General features: G+C 67.3%; 21 protein-coding genes and 2 tRNA genes. 13 read left to right on the top strand and 10 right to left on the bottom strand.

The annotated features are described in order from the left end of the window. Window positions 1-242: 242 nt before the first annotated feature. On the top strand, window positions 243-3677 hold the full coding sequence (gene dnaE, locus JNK84_RS12130) for a DNA polymerase III subunit alpha (RefSeq protein WP_293424401.1): 3435 nt from the start codon (window positions 243-245) through the stop codon (window positions 3675-3677). 4 nt (window positions 3678-3681) lie between these two features. Here the strand turns inward: dnaE and JNK84_RS12125 are convergent, their stop codons facing one another. Then, entirely contained in the window at window positions 3682-4851 is a 1170-nt protein-coding gene (locus JNK84_RS12125) for an aminotransferase (protein ID WP_293424399.1), read from the bottom strand. Between the two features lie 3 nt (window positions 4852-4854). Then, window positions 4855-5313 carry a lactoylglutathione lyase gene (gloA, locus tag JNK84_RS12120; protein WP_293424397.1) on the bottom strand — a complete coding sequence of 153 codons (459 nt, stop codon included), beginning with the start codon at window positions 5311-5313 and terminating at the stop codon, window positions 4855-4857. A gap of 27 nt (window positions 5314-5340) precedes the next feature. On the opposite strand from gloA, the gene JNK84_RS12115 reads away from it, so the two are divergent. From JNK84_RS12115 to JNK84_RS12095, 5 genes are all read left to right on the top strand, one after another. Then, a complete protein-coding gene (locus tag JNK84_RS12115) occupies window positions 5341-6126 on the top strand; it encodes an SIR2 family NAD-dependent protein deacylase (RefSeq protein WP_293424936.1) in 786 nt (261 codons plus the stop codon). Window positions 6127-6337: 211 nt separating this feature from the next. Then, complete coding sequence (locus JNK84_RS12110; RefSeq protein WP_293424935.1) at window positions 6338-6892, top strand: cold-shock protein; 555 nt, start codon at window positions 6338-6340, stop codon at window positions 6890-6892. A 114-nt stretch (window positions 6893-7006) separates the two neighbouring features. Next, window positions 7007-7462 carry a DUF192 domain-containing protein gene (locus JNK84_RS12105; protein WP_293424395.1) on the top strand — a complete coding sequence of 152 codons (456 nt, stop codon included), beginning with the start codon at window positions 7007-7009 and terminating at the stop codon, window positions 7460-7462. Between the two features lie 57 nt (window positions 7463-7519). Then, a tRNA-Pro gene (locus tag JNK84_RS12100) sits at window positions 7520-7596 on the top strand. Window positions 7597-7611: 15 nt separating this feature from the next. Further along, the gene (locus JNK84_RS12095; RefSeq protein WP_293424393.1) at window positions 7612-7917 is read left to right on the top strand and encodes an ETC complex I subunit; all 306 of its coding nucleotides are present in this window, start codon (window positions 7612-7614) and stop codon (window positions 7915-7917) included. A gap of 14 nt (window positions 7918-7931) precedes the next feature. Here the strand turns inward: JNK84_RS12095 and JNK84_RS12090 are convergent. Further along, a tRNA-Arg gene (locus JNK84_RS12090) sits at window positions 7932-8008 on the bottom strand. A gap of 189 nt (window positions 8009-8197) precedes the next feature. Between JNK84_RS12090 and JNK84_RS12085 the strand changes: the two genes are divergently transcribed. Then, window positions 8198-9220: a Bug family tripartite tricarboxylate transporter substrate binding protein gene (locus tag JNK84_RS12085; RefSeq protein WP_293424391.1), complete on the top strand. Its 1023-nt coding sequence runs from the start codon at window positions 8198-8200 to the stop codon at window positions 9218-9220. A gap of 9 nt (window positions 9221-9229) precedes the next feature. On the opposite strand, the gene JNK84_RS12080 is transcribed toward JNK84_RS12085, so the two are convergent. Beyond that, window positions 9230-9760, bottom strand: a complete 531-nt coding sequence (locus tag JNK84_RS12080) for a VUT family protein (protein ID WP_293424389.1) — start codon at window positions 9758-9760, stop codon at window positions 9230-9232. A 149-nt stretch (window positions 9761-9909) separates the two neighbouring features. Here JNK84_RS12080 and JNK84_RS12075 point away from each other — a divergent pair, with 149 nt between their 5' ends. After that, window positions 9910-10776 (top strand): phosphatase PAP2 family protein, encoded by an 867-nt coding sequence (locus tag JNK84_RS12075; RefSeq protein WP_293424387.1) that lies wholly within the window; start codon window positions 9910-9912, stop codon window positions 10774-10776. A gap of 105 nt (window positions 10777-10881) precedes the next feature. On the opposite strand, the gene metC is transcribed toward JNK84_RS12075, so the two are convergent. Next, window positions 10882-12063 (bottom strand): cystathionine beta-lyase, encoded by a 1182-nt coding sequence (gene metC, locus JNK84_RS12070; protein ID WP_293424385.1) that lies wholly within the window; start codon window positions 12061-12063, stop codon window positions 10882-10884. A 295-nt stretch (window positions 12064-12358) separates the two neighbouring features. Between metC and JNK84_RS12065 the strand changes: the two genes are divergently transcribed. The 5 genes from JNK84_RS12065 (at window position 12359) to JNK84_RS12045 (ending at window position 17472) form a co-directional block, all read left to right on the top strand. Next, complete coding sequence (locus JNK84_RS12065) at window positions 12359-13333, top strand: amino acid ABC transporter substrate-binding protein (RefSeq protein ID WP_441343243.1); 975 nt, start codon at window positions 12359-12361, stop codon at window positions 13331-13333. Between the two features lie 146 nt (window positions 13334-13479). Next, the gene (locus JNK84_RS12060) at window positions 13480-14673 is read left to right on the top strand and encodes an amino acid ABC transporter permease (protein WP_293424934.1); all 1194 of its coding nucleotides are present in this window, start codon (window positions 13480-13482) and stop codon (window positions 14671-14673) included. Window positions 14674-14683: 10 nt separating this feature from the next. After that, the gene (locus JNK84_RS12055; protein WP_293424381.1) at window positions 14684-16171 is read left to right on the top strand and encodes an amino acid ABC transporter permease; all 1488 of its coding nucleotides are present in this window, start codon (window positions 14684-14686) and stop codon (window positions 16169-16171) included. Window positions 16172-16228: 57 nt separating this feature from the next. Next, on the top strand, window positions 16229-16978 hold the full coding sequence (locus JNK84_RS12050) for an amino acid ABC transporter ATP-binding protein (RefSeq protein ID WP_441343242.1): 750 nt from the start codon (window positions 16229-16231) through the stop codon (window positions 16976-16978). 23 nt (window positions 16979-17001) lie between these two features. Further along, window positions 17002-17472, top strand: a complete 471-nt coding sequence (locus tag JNK84_RS12045) for a hypothetical protein (protein ID WP_293424377.1) — start codon at window positions 17002-17004, stop codon at window positions 17470-17472. A gap of 23 nt (window positions 17473-17495) precedes the next feature. On the opposite strand, the gene sseA is transcribed toward JNK84_RS12045, so the two are convergent. From sseA to JNK84_RS12020, 5 genes are all read right to left on the bottom strand, one after another. Beyond that, a complete protein-coding gene (gene sseA / locus JNK84_RS12040; RefSeq protein ID WP_293424375.1) occupies window positions 17496-18356 on the bottom strand; it encodes a 3-mercaptopyruvate sulfurtransferase in 861 nt (286 codons plus the stop codon). Window positions 18357-18471: 115 nt separating this feature from the next. Continuing rightward, window positions 18472-19191 (bottom strand): alanyl-tRNA editing protein, encoded by a 720-nt coding sequence (locus JNK84_RS12035; protein WP_293424373.1) that lies wholly within the window; start codon window positions 19189-19191, stop codon window positions 18472-18474. After that, window positions 19191-20231: a cysteine synthase A gene (locus JNK84_RS12030; RefSeq protein ID WP_293424371.1), complete on the bottom strand. Its 1041-nt coding sequence runs from the start codon at window positions 20229-20231 to the stop codon at window positions 19191-19193. Before JNK84_RS12030 ends, JNK84_RS12035 begins: the two co-directional genes overlap by 1 nt. Before the next feature lie 87 nt (window positions 20232-20318). After that, window positions 20319-21575, bottom strand: a complete 1257-nt coding sequence (locus JNK84_RS12025) for an SAM-dependent methyltransferase (RefSeq protein WP_293424369.1) — start codon at window positions 21573-21575, stop codon at window positions 20319-20321. Between the two features lie 203 nt (window positions 21576-21778). Further along, the gene (locus JNK84_RS12020; RefSeq protein ID WP_293424367.1) at window positions 21779-23230 is read right to left on the bottom strand and encodes a cryptochrome/photolyase family protein; all 1452 of its coding nucleotides are present in this window, start codon (window positions 23228-23230) and stop codon (window positions 21779-21781) included. Window positions 23231-23246: the final 16 nt, after the last annotated feature.

Raw genomic sequence — 23246 nt, 5'->3', positions numbered from 1 at the left:
AACATGATGCCTCCATCGACAACAGGGGAGGCCGCAATGATCAGGCAGTTCATGGAAGACATGGCATCGCTCGTCGCTCTCGGTCTGTTCACCGGCATGGTGACGCTGTGGGCGCAGGCCTTCCAGGGCATGTGACCGGCAGACGCGCTGTGAAGAACGGGCATCATGGCCGCCAGGCCCTTGTGATCCGGCACGGGAGCCGCAACCTGTAGGGATCAACGACTCAGGCGAAGGAGAGGGACGTGACGGATCGCCGCTTCGTGCATCTGCGCGTTCATTCCTCCTACTCGCTGCTGGAGGGGGCGCTGGCCATCGCCAAGCTCGCCAAGCTGGCCCAGCACGACCGCATGCCGGCGCTGGCCGTCACCGACACGAACAATCTGTTCGGGGCGCTGGAACTCTCCGACAAGCTCGCCGGCAGCGGCATCCAGCCGATCGCCGGTTTGACCCTCAACATCGATTTCGCCGACCGGGCCACGGATCCGCGCCGGCCGGGCCTGCCGCAGACGCCGCCCGCCATCGCGCTCTATGCCGCGAGCGAGGAGGGCTACCGCAACCTGATGGCGCTGACCTCCATGGCCTTCATGGAGAGCGGCGATGCCGGCGAGGTGTCCGTGCCCCTGGAAAGGCTCGCCGCCCATGCCGGCGGCCTGATCGCCCTCACCGGCGGGCCCGGCGGGCCGGTCGATCAGGCGTTCCGGGACGGGCAGGGGGCGCTCGCGCGGGCGCGTCTTGCCCGCCTCGCCGACATCTATGGCGATGCGCTTTACGTCGAGCTTCAGCGCCATGGTCTCGACGGCGAGCGGGCGGTCGAGGCCGACCTGATCGACGAGGCCTATGCCCGGGGCCTGCCGCTGGTGGCGACCAACCAGTGCTATTTCGGCTCGCTCGGTGACTATGAGAGCCACGACGCGCTGATCAGCATCGCCGAGGGCCGCATTCTCTCCGACCCCGACCGGCGCCGCCTGACCGCCCAGCACCGGTTCAAGACGCAGGCCGAGATGATCGCGCTGTTCGCCGACCTGCCGGAGGCGATCGATTCCACCATCGAGATCGCCCGGCGCTGCCATTACCGGCCGCGCACCCGCAAGCCGATCCTGCCGAGCTTCACGCTGGAGCCGGGCGGCACGGCGATCGACGAGGCGGCGGAACTGGCGCGGCAGGCGCGGGAGGGGCTGGCGCGCCGGCTCGCGGCGCATGGTCCGGCGCCGGACCTGACCGAGGAGGACTATCACAAGCGGCTCGATTTCGAGCTCTCGATCATCGAGCGGATGAAGTTCCCGGGCTATTTCCTGATCGTCTCGGACTTCATCAAATGGGCGAAGGCACAGGACATTCCCGTCGGGCCCGGCCGCGGTTCGGGCGCCGGCTCGCTGGTCGCCTATGCGCTGACCGTGACCGACCTCGACCCCTTGCGCTTCCAGCTGCTGTTCGAGCGCTTCCTCAATCCCGAGCGCGTCTCGATGCCGGATTTCGACATCGACTTTTGCCAGGACCGGCGTGACGAGGTGATCCGCTACGTCCAGCAGCGCTACGGCCGCAGCCAGGTGGCGCAGATCATCACCTTCGGCACACTGCAGGCGCGCGGCGTGCTGCGTGACGTCGGCCGCGTGCTGGAACTGCCCTACGGTCAGGTCGACAAGCTCTGCAAGCTGGTGCCGCAGAACCCCGCCGCGCCGATCACGCTGGACAAGGCGATCGAGGGCGAGCCGAAGCTGCAGGCGGCGCGCGACGAGGACCCAGTCGTCGGCCGGCTTTTCGATATCGCGGTGAAGCTGGAGGGCCTCAACCGTCACGCCTCGACCCATGCGGCGGGCCTCGTCATCGGCGACCGGCCGCTGGTCGAGCTCGTGCCGCTCTACCGCGACCCCAAGACCGACATGCCGGTCACCCAGTTCAACATGAAATGGGTGGAGCAGGCGGGTCTGGTGAAGTTCGACTTCCTCGGCCTGAAGACGCTGACCGTGCTGCAGAAGGCGGTCGATCTCATCAAGCTGCGCGGCATCGACATCGATCTAGCGGCGATCCCGCTGGACGACGCCAAGAGCTACGAGATGATGGCGCGCGGCGAGACGGTCGGCGTGTTCCAGGTTGAAAGCGCGGGCATGCGCAAGGCGCTCGTCGAGATGAAGGCGAGCCGCTTCGAGGACATCATCGCGCTGGTCGCGCTGTACCGGCCGGGCCCGATGGCCAACATCCCTGTCTATTGCGCGCGCAAGCACGGGCTCGAACAGGCGGAATATCCACACCCGCTGCTGGAACAGGTGCTGGCCGAGACGCACGGCATCATCGTCTACCAGGAACAGGTGATGCAGGCCGCCCAGATCCTGTCGGGCTATTCGCTCGGCGAGGCAGACCTGCTGCGCCGCGCCATGGGCAAGAAGATCAAGGCGGAGATGGACAAGCAGCGCGAGCGCTTCGTCTCCGGCTGCGTCGAACGGAGCATCGCCAAGGCCAAGGCCGACGAGATTTTCGACCTGCTCGCCAAATTCGCGGACTATGGCTTCAACAAGAGCCACGCGGCCGCCTATGCGCTGGTTTCCTACCATACGGCCTATCTGAAGGCGAACTATCCCGTCGAGTTTCTGGCGGCGTCGATGACGCTCGATCTGTCCAATACCGACAAGCTCTCGGAATTCCGCCGCGAGGCGGTGCGTTTGGGGCTGACGGTCGAGCCGCCCTGCGTCAACCGCTCCGGCGTCCATTTCGACGTGGTGGATGGCAAGATCCTCTATGCGCTGGCGGCGGTGAAGGGCGTCGGCACGCAGGCGGTCGAGGCGATCGTGGCCGCGCGCGGCGACCGGCCGTTCACGGACCTCGCCGACTTCGCCCACCGCATCAATCCGAAGGTGCTGAACCGCAAGACGCTGGAGAACCTCGCATCCGCCGGCGCCTTCGACGCGCTGGAGGGCAATCGCGCCCGCGCCTTCGCGGCCGTCGAGCAGGTGCTGGCCGAGGCGCAGCTTCATGCGCAGGGGCGGGCCAGCGGCCAGAACGAACTGTTCGGCGGTGGCGGCCCCGCGGCCATCCGCCTGCCGCAGGTGGAGCCCTGGCTGCCGGCGCAGAAGCTCGACGAGGAATACCGCGCCATCGGCTTCTTCCTTTCCGGCCACCCGCTCGACGACTATCAGGAATCGCTGAGGCGCCTGCGCATCGAACCGTTCATGGAGTTCTCGCGGAGCGTCAGGCGTGGCGCCAGCGCCGGCCGGCTCGCCGGCGTGGTCACCGCCCGGCAGGAGCGGCGCACCAAGACCGGCAACAAGATGGGCATCGTGACGCTGTCGGACGCCTCCGGTCACTACGAGGCCGTGCTGTTTTCGGAGGGGCTGGCGCTCTATCGCGACCTGCTCGAGCCGGGCAAGGCGGTGCTGATGGCGGTCGGCGCCGAGCTTCAGGGCGAGGATGTCCGCGTGCGCATCCAGTCGGTCGAACCGCTCGACGAGGCGGCCGTGCGCGTCCAGAAGGGTTTCCGCGTCTTCGTCGAGGACATGGCGGCGGTTGACAGCATCGCCCGTCGTCTGCCGGCCAAGGGCGACGGCGAGGTGAGCCTCGTCCTGCGCCTCGCCGATGCCGCGAGCGAGGTCGAGGTCAAGTTGCCCGGCCGTTTCGCGGTCTCGCCGCAGATCGCCGGAGCCATCAAGGCGGTGCCGGGCGTGCAGGCGGTGATGGAGCTCTAGAGGTTCAGGGCAAGAGATTCCGGAGCCGCCCGGGCAGCGCGGCGATGGCGGCCTCGTCGGCATTGGCGAAGGCGAAGCGCAGATGCTGTTCCTGCCCTTCTCCGAAATAGCTGCCCGGCAGGCCGAGAACGCCACGTTCGGTTGCGAGGCGCTCGGCGACGCGCTCCGCCGGAACGCCTTCGAACGGGTGGCGGACATAGGCAAAATAGGCGCCGATCGAGGAGATCGACCAGCCGGGACAGGCATCGATCACATCAGCGAAGGCGGCGATGCGGCCGTTGATCGTGGCGCGCATGGCGGCGCGCCAGTTGGCGAGCCCGCCGATCGCCCAGACGAGCGCCTCCTGCGCCGGCCGCGCCGCGCAGATCTGGAAGCTGTCGAGAATCTTGAGGATCTGCGTCATGGCGCGCGGTCCGGCGGCGATGGCCCCGATCCGGTGGCCCGGCACGGCATAGGATTTGGAGAACGAGTAGAGCTGGATGACGTGGTCGCGCCATCCGGGCTCCGCCATGAGCCCGTGCGCGCGTCCCATACCGTCCGCGAGAAAGTCGCGATAGGTCTCGTCGATGATCAGCGCGAGGCCACGGCGCTTCGCGAGCGCCGCGAAGGCTGCGATCGTCGCCTCCGGATAGATCGCGCCGGTCGGATTGTTCGGCGTCACCAGCACGATGGCGCGCGTGGTCGCGTCGATCAGCGCCTCCGCCTCGGCGGGGTCGGGAACGAAGCCCCGGGCGGCGTCGCAGTCGAGCGCGCGCGTCTCGATGCCGAGCATGCCGAGGGTCATGCGGTGGTTGAAATACCAGGGCCGCGGCAGGATCACCGAATTGCCCGCGCCGGCAAGGGCCAGCACGGCCGCGAGGAAGGCGAGGTTGCAGCCGGCGGTGATCGCGATATCGGCCGGGCCGATATCGCCGCCATAGACACTGGCGACATCGGCCGCGTAGGCGGCGCGCAGGAGTTCGTCGCCGAGGATCGGGCCATAGCGCGCGACCTCCGGCCGGGCGGCCGCCGCGCCGAGCCGCTGCAGCAAGTCGTCCGGCGGCGGGGCGCCGGGCGCTGCCTGCGACAGGTCGATGGCTGGACCGAATGCCCCGCCATAGCGCGTCATCCAGGCGCGCGCGGCGGGGATCGGCGGCGTGCCGGTATCGGCTATTTCGGGGTTGAGCGGGAGCAACGGCTACCAGGCTCCGGTATTCGGCATCGAGGCCCAGGGTTCCGCGGCGGGCTTCGCCTCGCCTTTCTGCAGGAGCTCGATGGAGACGTTGTCCGGCGAGCGGACGAAGGCCATGCGACCGTCGCGCGGCGGCCGGTTGATGGTGACGCCGGCCCGCATCAGCTTCTCGCAGGTGGCGTAGATATCGTCGACCTCATAGGCGAGGTGGCCGAAATTGCGCCCGCCCGTATAGGCTTCCGGGTCCCAGTTGAAGGTCAGTTCCAGCATCGGCGAATCGCGGCGGCCGGCGGCAAGGTCGGCTGCGGCCTGTTCCTTGTCCTCGGGCGCGCAGAGGAAGACCAGCGTGAATCGGCCCTGCGGGAACTCGTTCTTGCGGACCTGAACGAGGCCGAGCTTGTTGCAGTAGAAGTCGAGGGACTGGTCGAGGTCGGTGACTCGCACCATGGTGTGCAGATAGCGCATGCTGTCCTCGCGAGGGCGGGAGTGACGATGTCGGACGCGGAGTTGAAGACGGCGGCGCGCGATCTGGCAAGCCTCATCCGGCAGTCCAGCCACGCTATCGCCTTCACCGGGGCGGGCCTGTCCACCGAAAGCGGCATTCCCGACTTCCGTTCGCCGGGCGGCCTGTGGACGCAGAACAAGCCGATCCCGTTCCAGGCCTTCATGGCCAGCCGAGACGCGCGCACCGAGGCCTGGCGGCGCAAATTCGTCATGGACGAGAGTTTCCGCAGCGCCGCGCCGGGCAGGGGGCACCGGGTGCTCGCCACCATGGCCCGCGCCGGGCGGCTCGCCGGCATCATCACGCAGAACATCGACAACCTGCACCAGGATTCGGGCGTCGCCGACGACCGGCTGGTGGAGCTGCACGGCAACGGCAGCTACGCCACCTGCCTCGCCTGCGCGCGTCGTTACGAACTTGCCTGGGTCAGGGAGCGCTTCGACGCACAGGGCGGCGCGGCGCCCGATTGCGAGGCATGCGGCGGGCCGGTGAAGTCGGCGACGATTTCCTTCGGGCAGGCCATGCCGGAGAGGGAAATGCAGCGGGCGACGCGGTGGACGCTGGATAGCGACCTGTTCATCTGCATCGGCTCGTCGCTGGTCGTCTATCCCGCGGCCGGTCTGCCGATCGCCGCCAAGCAGAATGGCGCGCGGCTGGTCATCGTCAACCGCGAGGAGACGCCGCTGGACGAGATCGCCGACCTCGTCGTTCCCGCCGAGATCGGCCCTCTTCTCATGGCGGTCGCGACGGAACTTGGCCTCGGGCTCGATTGTTGAACGACGTCAATAAGACGTCCACCAAAACGCTCGCGAAATGGTGGACTACCTCAAATTTGGTCTTTGCGAGGCCGGGGCCGGTGTTATCCTTTTCAACAGAGAATCAAGGCGGGGTGGGATCGAGGCCAACGATCCCGATAGAGCGGCGGTGAGTGTGATGACGTCCGACGGGTCCGATCCGGACGGCCTGGGCAGCAAGAACAGCCTGCACATGCGTGCCGAGGGGCAGACCTCGGTTGACGAGGTGCCCGGCGATCTGGTCGAGGTTGCCGGCACCATCAAATGGTTCGATGTCGCCAAGGGGTACGGATTCATCGTTCCCGACGGTGGCGGGCCGGATGTTCTCCTCCACGTCACCAGCCTCAGGCGCGACGGCTTCCAGACCGCCCATGAAGGCGCGCGGATCGTCGTCGAGGCGACGGCGCGTTCGCGCGGTCTCCAGACCTTCCGCGTCCTCTCCATGGACGATTCGACCGCCGTTCATCCGGCGCAGCTGCCGCCGCCGCGCACCCATGTGAATGTGGTGCCGACCAGCGGTCTCGAGCGGGCCGAGGTGAAGTGGTTCAACCGGCTGCGCGGCTTCGGCTTCCTGTCGCGCGGTCCCGGTACGCCGGACATCTTCGTGCACATGGAGACGCTGCGCCGCTACGGCATGACCGAGCTGCGGCCGGGGCAGTGGGTGCTGGTGCGCTTCGGCGACGGCTCCAAGGGCCTGATGGCCGCCGAGGTGCGGCCCGACGGCGTCGCCTTTCCGGCCTCGCACTGACTGACACCTGAGCCGGGCGGGGTGGGCGAAGCCTCCCCGCGCGATCCTGCGCAGAGGGCAGGGTCACGGAAATTTCGGTCCAACCGAACCGGAAATTGATCTAGCCTGCCGGCCATGATGATCGACCGCCGCCTGTTCCTCGCTTCCGCAACGCTTGTCGCGACCCGCCCCGCTCTGGCGCGGGGCGAAATGAACCGCCTGACCATCGTCACGCGGGCGGGCGACCGCCACGTCTTCCAGCTCGAGATCGCCAACACGCCGGAATCGCGGTCGCGCGGCCTGATGTTCCGTCGCGAGCTGCCCGACGGTCGCGGCATGCTGTTCGACTTCGGCTCGCGCGAGACCGAGGTCTCGATGTGGATGAAGAACACCTACATCCCGCTCGACATGGTCTTCATCCGCGCGAACGGGCAGATCCGCCACATCGCCGAGAACACCACGCCCCATTCCGAGGCGACCATCTCGTCCGGTGGCCCGGTGAAGGGCGTGCTGGAAGTCATCGCCGGCACGGCGCGCCGCCTCGGCCTCGCCGCGGGCGACCGCGTCGAGCATCCCTTCTTCGCGGGGTGAGGGCGCGCGGGCCGCGCGGCTTGCCGCCCGCCACCGCCTCGGCTATTGCGGGGCGGACGGGGCGTAGCGCAGCCTGGTAGCGCGAGAGTTTTGGGTACTCTAGGTCGCTGGTTCGAATCCAGTCGCCCCGACCAAGTCCGGAGGTTGCCGTGGTCGCTCGCATCTACAAGCCCGCCAAGACGGCCATGCAGTCGGGCCTCGCCAAGACCGAGCGCTGGCGCCTCGACTACGAGCCTGAGGTGGCGCGCACCGTCGAGCCGCTGATGGGCTATACGAGCTCGACCGACATGCGCCAGCAGGTGCGGCTGGAATTCGACACCCGGGACGAGGCGGTCGCCTATGCCGAGCGCAACGGCATCGCCTATCAGGTGTCCGCGGCCGAGGAACCGAAGCGGCGCATGGCCGCCTATTCCGATAATTTCAAGTTCAACCGGGTCGGCGCCTGGACGCACTGAGCGCCGGCGAAGGCTGGCGATCCCGGCAGGACTCGAACCTGCGACCAACAGCTTAGAAGGCTGTCGCTCTATCCAACTGAGCTACGGGACCATGCGGAGCCAACGTTCGTATGGACGTGGCCGCTGGCGATGGCAAGCGAGATGCTCTGTGGGTGGTGTCGAAGCTTCCCACCCGCTCGCGTCATCGAAAATGCGCGCCACCGCCGATTGCCACCCTCTATTCCCACTGTCAGTCTGATGCGCCCGGCATCTCGCGGGCTCAGGCAGGGGATGACGACAGATGGGCAAGCCTCCCGCGCGTGACCGGTCCGGTGGGCCTTCCGACTTCTTCGTTAGCCGCAGACGGCTGAGTGCCTTTGCTGGCGGGTCGCTTGCCTTGCTCGCCTCGCCACCCGTCGTGCGGGCGCAGGCCTATCCGGCGCGGCCCGTGCGCGCCATCGTCACCTTCGCTCCGGGCGGCACGGTCGATGTCTATGCGCGGCTCGCCTGCCAGCACCTGTCGCAAAAATTCGGCCAGCAATTCGTCGTCGAGAATGTCGCGGGCGCGACCGGCAATCGCGGCACGGCGCAGGCGGCGCGGTCCGCGCCCGACGGCTACACGCTCTTGTTCGCGCTCTCGACCCATGCGGTCAATCCGTCGATCTTCAGCAATCTCCAATACGATCCGGTCGCCGATTTCGTGCCGATCAACCAGTCGGTGTCGTCGACCCACGTGCTCTCGGTCCATCCCTCGGTGACGGCCGGCAATGCCCGCGACTTCGTCGCGGATCTGAGGGCCCGACCGAACCAGAACTATGCCCATGGCGGCCTCGGCACGCAGGGGCACCTGCTCGCCGAGCGGCTGAAGGTGACGCAGAAGCTCGACATGGTGGCGGTGACCTTCCCGGGGGCCGGGCCGGCTATTCAGGCGGTCGTCGGCAACCAGATTTCGAGCGCCTGGACAACCATGGCTTCCGCCGGCCCGATGATATCGGGCGGGCGGCTGAAGGCGCTGGCGGTGACCGGCGAGCGGCGCTCGCCGCTCTTGCCGAACGTGCCGACCATGGCGGAGCAGGGCTTCCCGGAGATCACCGGGGACACCTGGGTCGGCATCATGGCGCCGCGCGGCACGCCGGACGAGGTGGCGACCACGATCAACCGCGAAGTCTCGGAATTCCTGCAGCAGCCGGCGGCGCGGCAGCGGCTCGCCGATGTCGGCTTCGATGTCGTCAACAAGGGGCCGGCGGAGTTCGCGCGGTCGCTGAGGGACGAGATCGTCTTCTGGAGGAAGGTCGTCGAGGAAACGAAAGTCCGGATCGAATAGGAGCCCGGGTCAGGCCGCCTTGTCCTGCCACCGGCGGCGGTTGAGCCAGAGCACCAGCGTCGCCATCGACACCATCCAGACCTTGCCGAGGACGAGGCCGGGCAGCAGCGCCACCGAGCCGAAGGCGAGCCACAGGAACAGCGCGCTGTCGATGGCGGTGCCGACGAGGCTGGAGGCGAGGACCGCGGTGATCAGTCGGCGCTTCGCCAGCGGCGTATAGACTGCGGTATCGGCGAGTTCGGAGAACAGGAAGGCCGCGGCCGAGGCGAGCGCCAGCGACGGTGCCGCGACGGACCATGACAGCGCCGCGCCCATGATGATGCCGCCAAGCGACCAGCCGATGCCGAGCGTGCGCTGGACGACGTCGCGCAGGACGAGGGCGAGGCCGATCATCAGCACGCCGCTCGGCGCCATCAGCCCGAAACCGACCGGGATGAGGCAGGGGCCGTTCGGCACGCAGGTCGTGCCGACATTGCCGATCAGCCAGTTGGCGGCGGGAATGGTGGCGATGAAGCCGGTGAGGGCGAAATAACCGAGCATCGGACCCCAAGCAGAGCGTTGGAAACGCGGCCGTCTACACCCGAAAGCACCGGTCGTCACCTGCTTTGTGCGGCGCACGCCCTGACGCGGCCTGACGATTGCTCTAGAATGAGGCAAGCGGCCGGCAACCGAAGGATAGCCCCCGGACCATGACGGAGACACACATCGACACCCACCCGGGCCCCGCCGAGGGCCTGCGCGCGCGCCTCGACCTGTTCGCGGCCGCCTTCGTCGATGGCGTGCGCCGGCTCCTTCGCCCGCCGCGCCCGGTGGCAACGCCGGTCTTCGCGCTGTTTCCAAGCTGGGCCGAATGGTTCTGCGCGGTCGCCCTCGGCCTCGCGCTGGTGCTGGCTGGCATGGCCTATCTCGATCCTGTCATCCAGGGCAGCCGCCATCTGCTGTCGCCGGGACAGGCACGCTTCTTCCAGATCGTCACCGATGTCGGCAAGTCAGGCTGGGTGCTGATCCCGAGCGGCGTGGCGATTCTCGCGATTCTCGCGGTGGTGCCGCCAGCGCGACGCTTCGCCGACCGGGTGGTGCTGGCGCTCTGCGCGCGGCTCGCCTTCGTTTTCATCGCGGTCGGCGGCTCCGGCCTGATCATCTCCATCGTCAAGCGCATCATCGCCCGTGGCCGGCCGCGCTATTTCGAGGAATTCGGCGCGCTGCATTTCCAGTTCCCGAGCTGGCAGGCGTCCTATGCGAGTTTCCCTTCGGGCCATTCGCAGACCGCCTTCGCCATCGCGCTGTCCTTCGCCTTCCTGTTTCCGCGCTGGCGCTGGCCGCTGCTGGCCGTGGCGGCCGTCGTCGCCTTCAGCCGGGTCGGCGTCGATGCGCACTATTTCACCGATATCGTGGTCGGCTCGCTCTGGGGCGCCTGGTTCACGGTCATGACGCGCAACTGGTTCGCGCGCCGCGGCCTCGTCTTCCTCCCCGGCGACGGGCATGCGCCGATGCCCATGCCGCGCCGGAGACTGGCGCAGGCGCTGGCGACCTTCGGGCGCCGCCTGCGCGGCTGAGGCTTCGCGCCAGGTTCACGCCGTCGGAAGCGAGCCGCCGGGGCTCGCTCCCCGGCGAAGCATGATCTGGTCCGAAAACCGGTTCTCACTTTTCGAGGTCGTGCCTCAGGAAACCGCCTTCATCCGCTCGAACCCGGCGGCGAGGTCGGCCTGCAGGTCCTTCACGTCCTCCAGACCGATCTGGAAGCGCAAGGCCGTGCCGCCGGGGTTCCACTCCGTCGCCGTGCGGTAGGGCGCGCAGTCGAACGGCACGACGAGGCTCTCGTAGCCGCCCCAGGAATAGCCCATGCCGAACAGCTCCAGCCCGTCGAGGAAGGCGGCGAGCTGCGTCTCGGACACCGGGTGCAGGATGACCGAGAACAGGCCGGAAGCACCCTTGAAGTCGCGCTTCCAGATGGCATGGCCGGGATGGGACGGGAAGGCGGGGTGCAGCAGCGTCTTCACCTCCGGCCGGGACTGGAGCCATTCGGCCATGGCCATGCCCTGCCGGCCGGCCTCGTCCAGCCGCAGCTTCATCGTGCGCAGGCCGCGCAGCGCCAGGAACGTGTCCTCCGGCCCGGCACCGATCGCCATCAGGTCATAGGTCTGCCGCAGCGCCGGCCAGCAGCGCTCGTTGGCGGTGACGAGGCCCATCAGCAGGTCGGAATGGCCGCCGAGATATTTGGTGCCGGCCTCGATGGCGATGTCGACGCCGCGCTCGTGCGGCGGGAAGAGCAGGGGCGTCGCCCAGGTATTGTCCATCACCACCACGGCGCCGCGCGCGTGGGCCGCCTCGGCGATGGCCGGAATGTCCTGCATCTCGAAGCTCTGCGAGCCCGGCGCCTCGGTAAATACCACCGTGGTATTTGGCCGCATCAGATCGGCGATCCCCGCCCCGACGAGCGGGTCGTAGTAGGTGGTCTCGACGCCGAAGCGCTTCAGCAGGCCGTCGGCATATTGCCGGGTCGGGCGATAGACGGAATCCGTCACCAGCATGTGGTCGCCGGCCTTGAGGCAGGACTGGAGCGCCACCACGATGGCGGCAAGGCCGGACGGCACGAGGACGGTGCCGGCGGCGCCGGAAATGTCGGCCCAGGCCTCTTCCAGCGCCAGAATCGTCGGCGTTCCCTTGGTGCCGTAGACGAATTTCTGCCGGCGGGCCTTCAGTTCCTCGTAGGTCGGGTAGAGCACGGTCGAGCCGCGATAGATCGGCGTATTGACGAAGCCGAACTGCTCGGCCGGCTTGCGCCCTCCGATGACGAGCCGCGTGCGCTCGGAGAGCCGCTTGGTGTCGGACGAGCCTGTCATGAAATGCCTCGAGACTGCGGAAGGTGTGGCCGCCATGGCCGGGAAGGGACGTCATTTCCCCGGCCGGATGGGAAGGCGTCAAGCCCTTGACCCCCGCTTGGAGATGGCCTGTGATGCAGATATGCGGGGTCTGACGGCCCTGAAATCAGGGGAACGGCCGTCAGCCGCACGACACGCCGCGCGACTGAATCAACAGTCGCCGCCGACTGCAACAGACAGAGTGGGAAAGGCTGCCACCATGAAACGGATCGTATCTACCATCGCCCTCGGCGCGGCGATGAGCTTTGGCGCCACCATGGCGCTGGCGCAGACGCCGGGCCGGACGACATTGCAGAACATCCAGGCCAAGGGCTTCATCCAGTGCGGCGTGACGCAGGGGCTCGCCGGCTTCTCGATGCCCGACAGCGCTGGCAACTGGACCGGCATGGACGTCGATTTCTGCCGCGCGCTCGCCGCCGCCGTGTTCAACGATCCCTCGAAGGTCCGCTTCTCGCCGCTGTCGGCCAAGGACCGCTTCACGGCGCTTCAGTCCGGCGAGATCGACGTGCTGTCGCGCAACACGACCTGGACGCTGCAGCGCGACACCTCGCTGGGCCTGAACTTCTCGGTCGTCAACTACTATGACGGCCAGGGCTTCATGGTCCGCAAGTCGCTCAACGTGAAGAGCGCCCGCGAGCTTTCCGGCGCCTCCGTCTGCGTGCAGACCGGCACGACCACCGAGCTGAACGTCGCGGACTTCTTCCGCGCCAACAACCTGAAGTACGAGCCGGTCGTGTTCGCCACGGCCGACGAGACCGTGAAGGCCTATGACGCCGGCCGCTGCGACGTGTTCACCACGGACGCCTCGGGCCTCTATGCCGAGCGCGTCAAGCTGCAGCGCCCGGACGATCACATGGTCCTGCCGGAGATCATCTCCAAGGAGCCGCTCGGACCGGCGGTCCGCCATGGCGACGACCAGTGGATGGACATCGTCAAGTGGACCCATTTCGCCATGATCACGGCCGAGGAGCTGAACATCAGCAAGGCCAATCTCGACCAGATGCTGCAGTCGACCAATCCGGAGATTCGCCGCGTGCTCGGCATCGAGGGCAATAACGGCGAGGCGCTCGGCCTGACCAAGGACTGGGTGGTGCGCATCGTCCGCCATGTCGGCAATTATGCCGAGGTCTTCGACCGCAATGTCGGCCCGACCACCCGTCTCGGCATCTCCCGCGGCCTGAACGCGCTGTGGAACAAGGGCGGCCTGCAATACGCGCCGCCGATCCGCTAATCGCTGTTCGCGACTGCGAAAACGACTGGACATGACGCGCGTCCCGGGTCCACGATCCGGGACGTGCATTCGGTGAAGAACTGGCTCTCCGCCCCAAAAGGGAACGAGAAGAGCCTCTCGCCGGGCCAGAGATGGGGATGGCTGACATGACGGACGGCACGTTGCCCGCGCGCGGGGACGTTGCGCCCAAAGTGGCGTTTTTCAACGATCCGAAGGTTCGCAGCCTGATCTTTCAGGCTCTGGCGCTCGCCCTGCTGATCTTCGTGATCTACACGGCCATCTCCAACGCCGTCACCAACCTGACCAACCAGCGCATCGCCGCGGGATTCGGCTTCCTCGACCAGACGGCCGGCTTCGGCATCTCGCAGACGCTCATCCCCTGGGCGGAATCGATGTCCTACGGCCGGGCCTTCGTCATCGGCCTCCTGAACACGCTGCTCGTCGCCGTTGTCGGTATTTTCCTCGCGACGATCCTCGGCTTCGCCGTCGGCGTGGCGCGCCTCTCGCCCAACTGGGTGATCTCCAAGATCGCCTACTGGTACGTCGAGATCATCCGCAACCTGCCGCTGCTGTTCCAGATCCTGTTCTGGTATCTCGCGGTGCTCGCGGCCATGCCGGCCCCGCGCAATTCCTATTCGCTGTTCGGGCTGTTCTTCGCCAACCAGCGCGGCATCACCGCGCCGCGCCCGGTCTTCGAGGCCGGTGCGGTGTGGATCGGCGTGGCGCTGGTCCTCGGCATCGTCGCGGCCTTCGTGGTTCGCTCCTGGGCCTACAAGCGGCAGGCCGAGACCGGCGAGCAGTTTCCGGTCGTGCCGGCCATGTGGGGCATCATCATCGGCCTGCCGATCCTCGCCTATCTCGCGACGGGCATGCCGATCTCGTTCAACTATGCCGAACAGGGGCGCTTCAACCTGACCGGCGGCATGACGATCATCCCTGAATTCGTCGCGCTGGTCATCGCGCTGGTCGCCTACACAGCCGCCTTCATCGGCGAGATCGTCCGCGCCGGCATCCAGGCGGTCAGTCACGGCCAGACGGAGGCGGGCCGCTCGCTCGGCCTCGCGGAGGGCCGCATCCTCAACCTCATCGTCATTCCGCAGGCGCTCAGGGTGATCATCCCGCCACTGACCAGCCAGTACCTGAACCTTGCCAAGAACTCGTCGCTGGCGGTGGGCATCGGCTATCCGGACATGGTCTCGGTCGGCGGCACCATCCTCAACCAGACCGGACAGGCGATCGAGATCATCGCCATGTGGATGGGCTGTTACCTGACCATCTCCATCGTCACCTCGATCTTCATGAACTGGTACAACGAGCGCATCGCGCTGGTGGAACGGTGAGGGCGCTGCCATGACCACCACCGCTTCCGACAGCTTCATCCGTTCCGAACTGATCCAGCCGGCGCCGCCGCCGGCGAACCTCGTCGGCCCCTGGGGCTGGGCGCGCGCCAATCTGTTCTCGTCGCCGTTGCAGATCGTCCTGACGCTGATCGGCGCCTACATCGCCTACAAGCTGATCTGGACCTTCGTCGACTTCACCATCATCCGCGCGGTCTGGACCGGCGCCGACCGTGACGCCTGCCTCGACGAGAAGGTCGGCCGCTCGGTGGGTGCGTGCTGGCCCTTCATCTGGGCGAAATTCGGCCAGTTCATGTACGGCTTCTATCCCGTCGAACACCGCTGGCGGGTCAATCTGACCTATATCATCGCGCTTGCGCTGCTCGTGCCGCTGCTGATTCCGTCCGTGCCGCGCAAGGCGCTCAACGCCATCCTGTTCTTCGGCGTCTTTCCGATCCTTGCCTTCATCCTTCTCTACGGCGGCTCGGTCATCAATCCGTGGCTGAGCGTCATTGCCTGGCTCGGCACCATTGCCGCCCTCGGCCTGCTGATCGTCCATTTCGTCAGCCTGTCGGAGAAAGCGCTCAACCAGCCGACCATGCTCTATGGCGCCATTGCTCTCGCCATGGTCGTCGGCGGCGTGGTCGCATGGCGGCTGCTCGGTCTTGGCGGCATGGAGATACTGGCCGTCGCTGTCCTGTTCGGCACCATTGCGGCGCTGGCGCTCGGCGTCATGGAGAACAGGCCGCTCGATACCTGGCTCACCTATGGAGGCATCGCGGCCTTCGTCGCCTTCGTCGCCTTCGCGCTGGTCCGCCTCGGCGTCTTCAACGCGCCGGCGCTTCCCGTGGTCGAGACCCGCCAGTGGGGCGGGTTGCTGGTCACGCTCGTCGTGGCGACCACCGGCATCGTCGCGGCCCTGCCGATCGGCGTCGCCCTCGCCCTGGGCCGACGCTCGAAGATGCCGATCATCCGCTTCCTGTCGGTCGGCATGATCGAACTGGTGCGCGGCGTGCCGCTGATCACCGTGCTGTTCTTCGCGACCTACATGCTGCCGCTGTTCCTGGAGCGCTCGCCCGACGCCATGCTGCGCGTGCTGGTCGGCGTTTCGCTGTTCTCGGGCGCCTATATGGCCGAGACGATCCGCGGCGGCCTTCAGGCCATCCCCAAGGGCCAGTTCGAGGGCGCCATGGCGCTCGGCCTTAACTATCCGCGCATGATGGGCCTGATCGTCATGCCGCAGGCGCTGAAGCTGGTGATCCCCGGCATCGTCAACGCCTTTATCGGCCTGTTCAAGGACACGACGCTGGTCTCCATCGTCGCGATCTTCGACCTGCTCGGCGGCCTGCGCGCCGGTTTCACCGATCCCCAATGGGCAAGCCCGGTGACGCTCTATACAGGCTTCGCCTTCGCCGGCATCATCTACTTCGCCTTCTGCTACTTCATGTCCCGCTACTCGATCTTCGTCGAGAAGCGCCTCAATACCGGCCGTCGCCGCTAAGAGCGAGCGCTCGTACCGTCCAGGAGTTCACGCATGGCCAGCCCAGCCCCCGCGCATATGCCGACCACCTCGAACGAGGTGGCGATCAGCATTTCCGGCATGCACAAATGGTACGGAGAGTTCCATGTCCTGAAGGACATCAACCTCTCGGTCCATCGCGGCGAGCGCATCGTCATCTGCGGGCCTTCCGGCTCCGGCAAGTCGACCATGATCCGCTGCATCAACCGGCTGGAGGAGCATCAGCAGGGCACGATCATCGTCGATGGCGTGGAACTGACCAACGACCTCAAGCGCATCGACGGCATCCGCCGCGAGGTCGGTATGGTGTTCCAGCACTTCAACCTGTTCCCGCACCTGACGATCCTTGAGAACTGCACGCTGGCGCCGATCTGGGTGAAGAAGATGCCCAAGAAGGACGCCGAAGAGGTCGCGATGCACTATCTCAAGCGCGTCCGCATTCCCGAACAGGCGCTGAAATATCCGGGCCAGCTCTCGGGCGGTCAGCAGCAGCGCGTCGCCATCGCCCGTGCGCTCTGCATGAGCCCGAAGATCATGCTGTTCGACGAGCCGACCTCGGCGCTCGATCCCGAAATGGTCAAGGAAGTGCTCGACACCATGGTCGGCCTCGCGGAGGAGGGCATGACCATGCTCTGCGTCACCCATGAAATGGGCTTCGCCCGGCAGGTCGCCAACCGCGTGATCTTCATGGATTACGGGCAGATCATCGAGATGAACGAGCCCAACGCGTTCTTCTCCAACCCGCAGCACGAGCGGACCAAGCTGTTCCTCAGCCAGATCCTGCACTGATCGGGGGTAGGCCGGGAGCGCGCGTGACGGGTTTGGCAAGCCATCTGCTGCCGTTCATCGCAGCCGCCAGTCTCGGTCTTCTCGCTGGTGCCCTGCTGGCCGAAGACCGGCTGCTGTTGCCTTATTGGCGCACGCTGTCGGCGGAGACGTTTTACGAACTCCACCCAACCTACGGGCCGCTGCTCTATCGCTTCTTCGCGCCGCTGACGATGGCGGCGCCGCCGGCCGCCGTGCTGGCGGCCGTGCAGGTCACCTTGCAGTCCGGGGGCCTCGCGCCGCGCAGCCTCGCGGCGATCGCCGCGGCCGTGCTGGCCGGCAGTCTGGTCGTCATCTACCTCGTCTACTTCAAGGCGGCCAACGACGCCTTCGCGCGGCATGCCGTGCCCGCCGCAGACCTGCCGGCAGCCCTGGCGCGCTGGGCGGCCTGGCATCGCCTGCGCGTTCTTGTCTGTGTGGCGGCTTTTGGCCTGACGCTCGTGGCCCTCGTCGCCTGAAACGAGGGGGCTTGCGCTTCGGCCTATTTCGCTGGCCCGGTCGCCACCGGGCAGTCGTCGCGCGCGCCCCATTCGCTCCACGAGCCGTCGTAGAGGCCCGCCGGCTGCTTGCCGAGCGCCTCGAGCCCGAGCCAGAGGATGCCGGCGGAGACGCCCGAGCCGCAGCTGGTGATCACCGGCTTGTCGAGATCGACACCCGCCGCGGCAAAGGCGGTGCGGATGCGCTCCTGCGAGACGAGGCGGCCGTTTTCCACCAGCGCCGAGGAAGGCACGTTGAACGCGCCGGGCATGTGGCCGGACTTCAGGCCCGCCCGGGGCTCCGGCGCCTCGCCGCGGAAGCGCTCGGCGGAACGGGCATCGACCACCTGCGTTTTGCCGCTGGCGAGCGCCTTCTTGACGTCGCCGAGGTCGGCGACCGCGCCATGGTTGCGGCGGGCGGTGAAATGGCGCGCCTCGCGGGGGCGGGCCGGGCCGGTTTCGACCTCGCGGCCTTCGGCGACCCATTTGGGCAGACCGCCATCCAGGATGAACACGCGCTCGACGCCGAAGGTGCGGAACATCCACCAGACGCGCGGCGCCGAAAACAGCCCGGCGCCGTCATAGACCAGCACCGACTTGCCGTCGCCGATGCCGAGCTTGCGGCAGGCCGCCGCGAAGGCGGTGGCATCCGGCATCATGTGCGGCAGGTCGTTGTCCTTGTCCTTCACCACGTCGATGTCGAAGCGCTGTGCGCCGGGAATGTGGCCGGCGAGGAATTCGGCATCGGCGTCGCGCTTCTGCGTCGGGAGGTAATAGGAGCCGTCGAGCACGACGAGGTCGGGATAGCCGAGATGCTCGGCAAGCCAGTCGGTCGAGCGCAGCCAGGTCGAGGGCAGGGCGGTCATGTCAATCGTTCTCCTTCGGAGTTTTCCACCTTTCCTTAAAAGGTGGGAATCCCCAAATTGTTGTCTTGTCGCATTTTCTTAACGCGAACCGATGCTCACTTCGCTTGAAAATGCTCTAGCCGAACACGACGCGCACGCGCCGGTTCTGCTTGCCCTTCTTTTCGATCGCGGACACAACGAGGCGCCCGATTTCGGCGGTCCGCTTCACATGGGTGCCGCCGCAGGGCTGGAGGTCCAGCCCCTCGATCGAGACGAGGCGCACGCGCCCCGATCCCATCGGCGGCTTCACCGACATGGTCTTGACGAGGCCGGGATTGGCTTCGAGCTCGGCATCGGTGATCCAGCGCTCGGTGACTTCGGCGTCCCTGTCGATCAGGTCGTTCAGCTTCGCGGTGATGTCGTCGCGGTCGAGGCCGGATTCCGGAATGTCGAAATCGAGCCGACCCTCGTCCGTGCCGACCGATCCGCCGGTCACCGGAAAGGGCAGGACGACCGAGAGCAGGTGCAGACCGGTATGCATGCGCATCCGCCTGTGGCGGACCGGCCAGTCGATGATGGCTCTTGCCGTCGCGCCAACGGCGGGTGCGGCGGAGCCCGGAGCCAGAACGTGAACGATGTCCTGCTTGGTTTCGCCATAGACTGCCGTCGCCACCGCCACGGTCTGGCCGCCGAAACTGAGGCTGCCGACATCGCCGGGCTGCCCGCCGCCGGTCGGGTAGAACACGGTGCGGTCGAGCGCGACGCCGATAGCCCCGTCCTTCTCGGTGACGGCTGTGACGGTCGCGTCGCATTCGGTGAGATAGGCGTCGTCGCGGAACAGGAATTCGGTCGCCATCAGGTCACCGGAACGAGATCGACGAGCGGCTCGGCCTTGCGCTCCAGCCAGCGCGGAACGGAAAGGCCCTTCGAGCGCAGGAAGGCGGGATCGTAGATCTTGGAGGCATAGCGGAAGCCGTAGTCGCAGAGGATGGTCACGACCGTGTGGCCGGGGCCGAGATGTTTCGCAAGCCGGATCGCACCGGCGACATTGATGCCGGTGGACGGGCCGACGCAGAGGCCCTCGTGGTCGAGCAGGTCGAACATGACGGGGATCGCCTCCTCGTCGGGAATCTGGAATGCGATATCGACCGGCGCGCCCTCGATGTTCTTCGTCACCCGGCCCTGACCGATGCCCTCCGTGATCGATGAGCCGGAGGATTTGAGCTGGCCGTTGGTGAACCACTCGTACATGGCCGCGCCCATGGGGTCGGCACAGCCGATGGTGATCTTGCTGTTCCGCTCCTTCAGCGCCATGGCCGTGCCGGCCAGCGTGCCGCCCGAGCCGATGGCGCAGACGAAGCCGTCGATCCTGCCGGCGGTATCGCGCCAGATCTCTGGGCCCGTCGTCTCGATATGGGCCTGCCGGTTGGCGACATTGTCGAACTGGTTCGCCCAGAAGGCGCCGTTCGGGTTTTCCTTCGCCAGCCGCTCGGCCGTGCGCGCGGAGACCTTCACGTAGTTGTTGGGATTGACGTAAGGCGCGGCCGGCACCTCGATCAGGCTTGCGCCGAGCTGGCGCAGCGCATCCTTCTTTTCCTGGCTCTGGGTCTCGGGGATGACGATGACGCATTCGAGCCCGAGCGCCCGCCCGACCATGGCGAGGCCGATGCCGGTATTGCCCGCCGTGCCCTCGACGATGGTGCCGCCGGCGCGCACGAGATCCTTGGCCATGGCATCGCGGATCAGGAACAGGGCGGCACGGTCCTTCACCGACTGGCCGGGGTTCATGAACTCGGCCTTGCCGAGAATGGTGCAGCCGGTCGCCTCGCTCGCGCGCTTCAGCTTGACGAGCGGCGTGTTGCCGATCGCATCGACGACGGAGGAATGGACGGTCATGCGGCGCTCCGCGGCCTTGAGGGCCGGCCGGCGACGCTAGCCGAGCCCTGCCGGTCGCTCAAGCCGCCGAAGGAAGGATCGGGCCGTTCAGGTCCGTACATAGGCGAGTTGCCGGACATCGATGGTGCCGGCGCGAAACCCCGCCTCGCAATAGGCGAGGTAATAGACCCATAGCCGCCGGAACCGCTCGTCGAAGCCGAGTTGCAACAGATCGGGCCAGACGGCACCGAAGCGCTCCGCCCAGATGCGCAGCGTCGCCGCGTAATCCTGCCCGAAGGCTTCCTCGCTCTGGAGATTGAGGCCGGCCTTCCGCGGCATCTCGCGCAGGTGCGCCGCGGTGGGCAGCATGCCGCCGGGAAAGACATAGGCGCGGATGAAATCGATCTCGCGCAGGTAGTCCTTCCAGAGATTGTCGGCGAGCGTGATGACCTGCAGCCCGGCGCGGCCGCCGCTCCTCAGGCATCCCGCCACCTTGTCGAAGAAGACCGGCCAATATTCCCTGCCGACGGCCTCGAACATCTCGATCGAGGCGACGGCGTCGTACTGGCCCCGTTCGTCGCGATAGTCCTGCAGCTTGATGGTCACCCGGTCGGCAAGGCCCGCCTCCGCCATGCGGCGCGTCGCATAGGCGTGCTGCTCGTCGGAGAGCGTAAGCCCGGTGACGACAGCGCCATACTCCCTCGCGGCGACCTCGGCGAAGCCGCCCCAGCCGCAGCCGATCTCCAGCACGCGGTCGCCGGGCTTCAGGCCGATGCGATCCGCCAGCGCCCGGTATTTGGCGAGCTGGGCGGCGGGAAGGTCCGCGGCACCCGCGCCGAAATAGGCGGAGGAATAGGTCATCGAGGGGTCGAGCCAGGCGCGATAGAAGGCATTGCCGAGGTCGTAATGGGCGACGATGTTGCGCCGCGCCTGCGCCTTGGTGTTGCGGTTGCGCCAGTGGCGGTAGCGCTGCATCAGCCGCGCGAGCGGGTTGTAGCGGGTGAGATGGCGGACCGAATCCGTGTTGACGCAGAAGAAGTAGAGGAAGCCGGCAGGGTCGGGGCTGTCCCATTCGCGCCGGATGAAGGCTTCCGCGAAGCCGATATCGCCGTCGAGCACGAGCCGTCGGGCGAAGCGGAAATCATGGATGGTGATGTCGGCGGAGGGACCGGGTTCGGCGCCGCGAAAGACGAGGCGGCGGCCATCCGGCAGCCGCATGGTCAACAGGCCGCGCCGGATGCTCAGCGCATAGCCGAGGGCGACGCGCATCGGGGAGGGCAGGCCCGCGGCGACGCGCTTCAGTGTGTCGCGGGTGACTTCGATGGTGTCGGTCTGCGAAGGACGGGATGTGGTTTCGAGGCCCATGGCTGCGCAATGCCTTCCGGAATGGTGCAACGGAGCAGTCGCACCAGACCATCCGACGACGGCGCAGGCCCCCGGGCGATCGTCGAGCCCGATGGGCCTTTGCAGGCGGGGACGATCCGGCGCCACCGGACAAATTAGGCGCATTCCAGAAACGTTCAACGGGTGCGATCGGTTTCGCGTCAGCAGGCAACGAAGGATTGCCGTCAATGCTCTCCCGCCGCTTCGCGCGTGGCGGCGAGCGCGGCCAGTGCCCTCGCGCGTGCCCGGGCATGGTCGACGACGGGCTCCGGATAGTCGCGGCCGAGCACGATGCCCACTGCCTCCAGCGCCCTGCGGTTCTGCCACGGCGCATGGATCACTTCGGCCGGGAGCGCGGCCAGTTCCGGCACCCAATGGCGGACATAGTCACCGTTCGGGTCGAACTTCTCGCCCTGCAGCACCGGGTTGAAGATACGGAAATAGGGCGCGGCATCGGCCCCGGTTCCAGCGACCCATTGCCAGCTCGCGGCATTGCTGGCCGGATCGGCATCGACAAGCGTGTCCCAGAACCAGCGCTCGCCGACGCGCCAGTCGATCAGGAGATGCTTCACCAGAAAGGACGCGGCGATCATGCGCACGCGGTTGTGCATCCAGCCGGTTCGCCAGAGCTGCCGCATGCCGGCATCGACCAGCGGATAGCCGGTGCGGCCCTGCTGCCACGCCTCGAGCGCGGCGGCATTGTCGGCCCAGCCGAAGGCGTCGAAACGCGGCTGGAAGTTCTCGCTGGCGAGTTTCGGCCAGTGAAAGAGCAGGTGGTAGGAAAACTCGCGCCAGCCGACCTCGGACATGAACTTCGCGAGGCCGCGCTCGCCGCGCGCTGCGGCAGCGTGCTGGCCGGCGTGCCAGATCTGTACCGGCGAGATTTCGCCGAAGCGCAGGTGCGGCGACAGCCGCGATGTGAAAGCCTTGTCCGGCCGGTCGCGGTCGCCGGTGTAGTGCGGCAGATCCTCGTCGAGGAAATCGGCGAGCCTTTCCTTCGCGCCGTCCTCGCCCGGCTGCCAGTGCCCGGGAAATTCAGCCGCCCAGTTCGGGCAGGCGGGTTCCAGCCTCCAGTGGTCGAGCCGTTCGCTCAGGAGGTCGCCCGAGCCATCGGAGAGCTTCGAGGGCGCGGGCAGGGCGGCGCGGGGCTCGCCAAGGCCGCCATGCGCGCGCCAGAACGGGGTGAACACCTTGAACGGCGCGCCGGCCTGCGTCTCGATCGTCCACGGTTCGCGCAGGAGATTCGCCGAGAAGGTCTCCACCGCCACACCGTTGGCCTTCAGCTCGGCCTTGATGGCGGTGTCGCAGGCGATTCCATCCGCCTCGTAGCGGCGATTCCATGTGACAAGGCTCGCGCCGGTTTCGCGCGCGATGGCGGGAATGACGACGCGGGGCGATCCGGAGCGCAGGACGAGGCGACCGCCGCGCCGCGCGATTGCGCCCGACAGCGCCTTCAGGCTCTGCGCCAGCCACCATCGGGCAGCGCCGCCGAGCGGCCGTCCGCCAGCGCCATCGGTGTCGAGGACATAGATGAGGATCAGCGGCGCGCCGGCGCCGCAGGCGCGGTCGAGCGCGGGATTGTCGCCAAGTCTCAGGTCGTCGCGGAGCCAGACGAGGACGGGTGCTCTATCGGTCATCGAGGAGAGGATACGC

The organism is Phreatobacter sp., assembly GCF_016793595.1.
Classification (GTDB): Bacteria; Pseudomonadota; Alphaproteobacteria; order Rhizobiales; family Phreatobacteraceae; genus Phreatobacter.
This window is presented reverse-complemented; position numbering and strand designations above follow the sequence as displayed.

Bases quoted from the DNA above. Each gene is read 5' to 3' on its own strand.
- JNK84_RS12055 (WP_293424381.1), top strand. From the start codon at position 14,684: ATGACCACCACCGCTTCCGACAGCTTCATCCGTTCCGAACTGATCCAG.
- metC (WP_293424385.1), bottom strand. From the start codon at position 12,063: ATGACAGGCTCGTCCGACACCAAGCGGCTCTCCGAGCGCACGCGGCTC.
- JNK84_RS12085 (WP_293424391.1), top strand. From the start codon at position 8,198: ATGGGCAAGCCTCCCGCGCGTGACCGGTCCGGTGGGCCTTCCGACTTC.
- JNK84_RS12020 (WP_293424367.1), bottom strand. From the start codon at position 23,230: ATGACCGATAGAGCACCCGTCCTCGTCTGGCTCCGCGACGACCTGAGA.
- gloA (WP_293424397.1), bottom strand. From the start codon at position 5,313: ATGCGCTATCTGCACACCATGGTGCGAGTCACCGACCTCGACCAGTCC.
- sseA (WP_293424375.1), bottom strand. From the start codon at position 18,356: ATGACCGCCCTGCCCTCGACCTGGCTGCGCTCGACCGACTGGCTTGCC.
- JNK84_RS12065 (WP_441343243.1), top strand. From the start codon at position 12,359: ATGGCGCTGGCGCAGACGCCGGGCCGGACGACATTGCAGAACATCCAG.
- JNK84_RS12105 (WP_293424395.1), top strand. From the start codon at position 7,007: ATGATGATCGACCGCCGCCTGTTCCTCGCTTCCGCAACGCTTGTCGCG.
- JNK84_RS12050 (WP_441343242.1), top strand. From the start codon at position 16,229: ATGCCGACCACCTCGAACGAGGTGGCGATCAGCATTTCCGGCATGCAC.
- JNK84_RS12115 (WP_293424936.1), top strand. From the start codon at position 5,341: ATGTCGGACGCGGAGTTGAAGACGGCGGCGCGCGATCTGGCAAGCCTC.
- JNK84_RS12075 (WP_293424387.1), top strand. From the start codon at position 9,910: ATGACGGAGACACACATCGACACCCACCCGGGCCCCGCCGAGGGCCTG.
- JNK84_RS12110 (WP_293424935.1), top strand. From the start codon at position 6,338: ATGCGTGCCGAGGGGCAGACCTCGGTTGACGAGGTGCCCGGCGATCTG.
- JNK84_RS12035 (WP_293424373.1), bottom strand. From the start codon at position 19,191: ATGGCGACCGAATTCCTGTTCCGCGACGACGCCTATCTCACCGAATGC.
- JNK84_RS12025 (WP_293424369.1), bottom strand. From the start codon at position 21,575: ATGGGCCTCGAAACCACATCCCGTCCTTCGCAGACCGACACCATCGAA.
- JNK84_RS12030 (WP_293424371.1), bottom strand. From the start codon at position 20,231: ATGACCGTCCATTCCTCCGTCGTCGATGCGATCGGCAACACGCCGCTC.
- JNK84_RS12060 (WP_293424934.1), top strand. From the start codon at position 13,480: ATGACGGACGGCACGTTGCCCGCGCGCGGGGACGTTGCGCCCAAAGTG.
- JNK84_RS12080 (WP_293424389.1), bottom strand. From the start codon at position 9,760: ATGCTCGGTTATTTCGCCCTCACCGGCTTCATCGCCACCATTCCCGCC.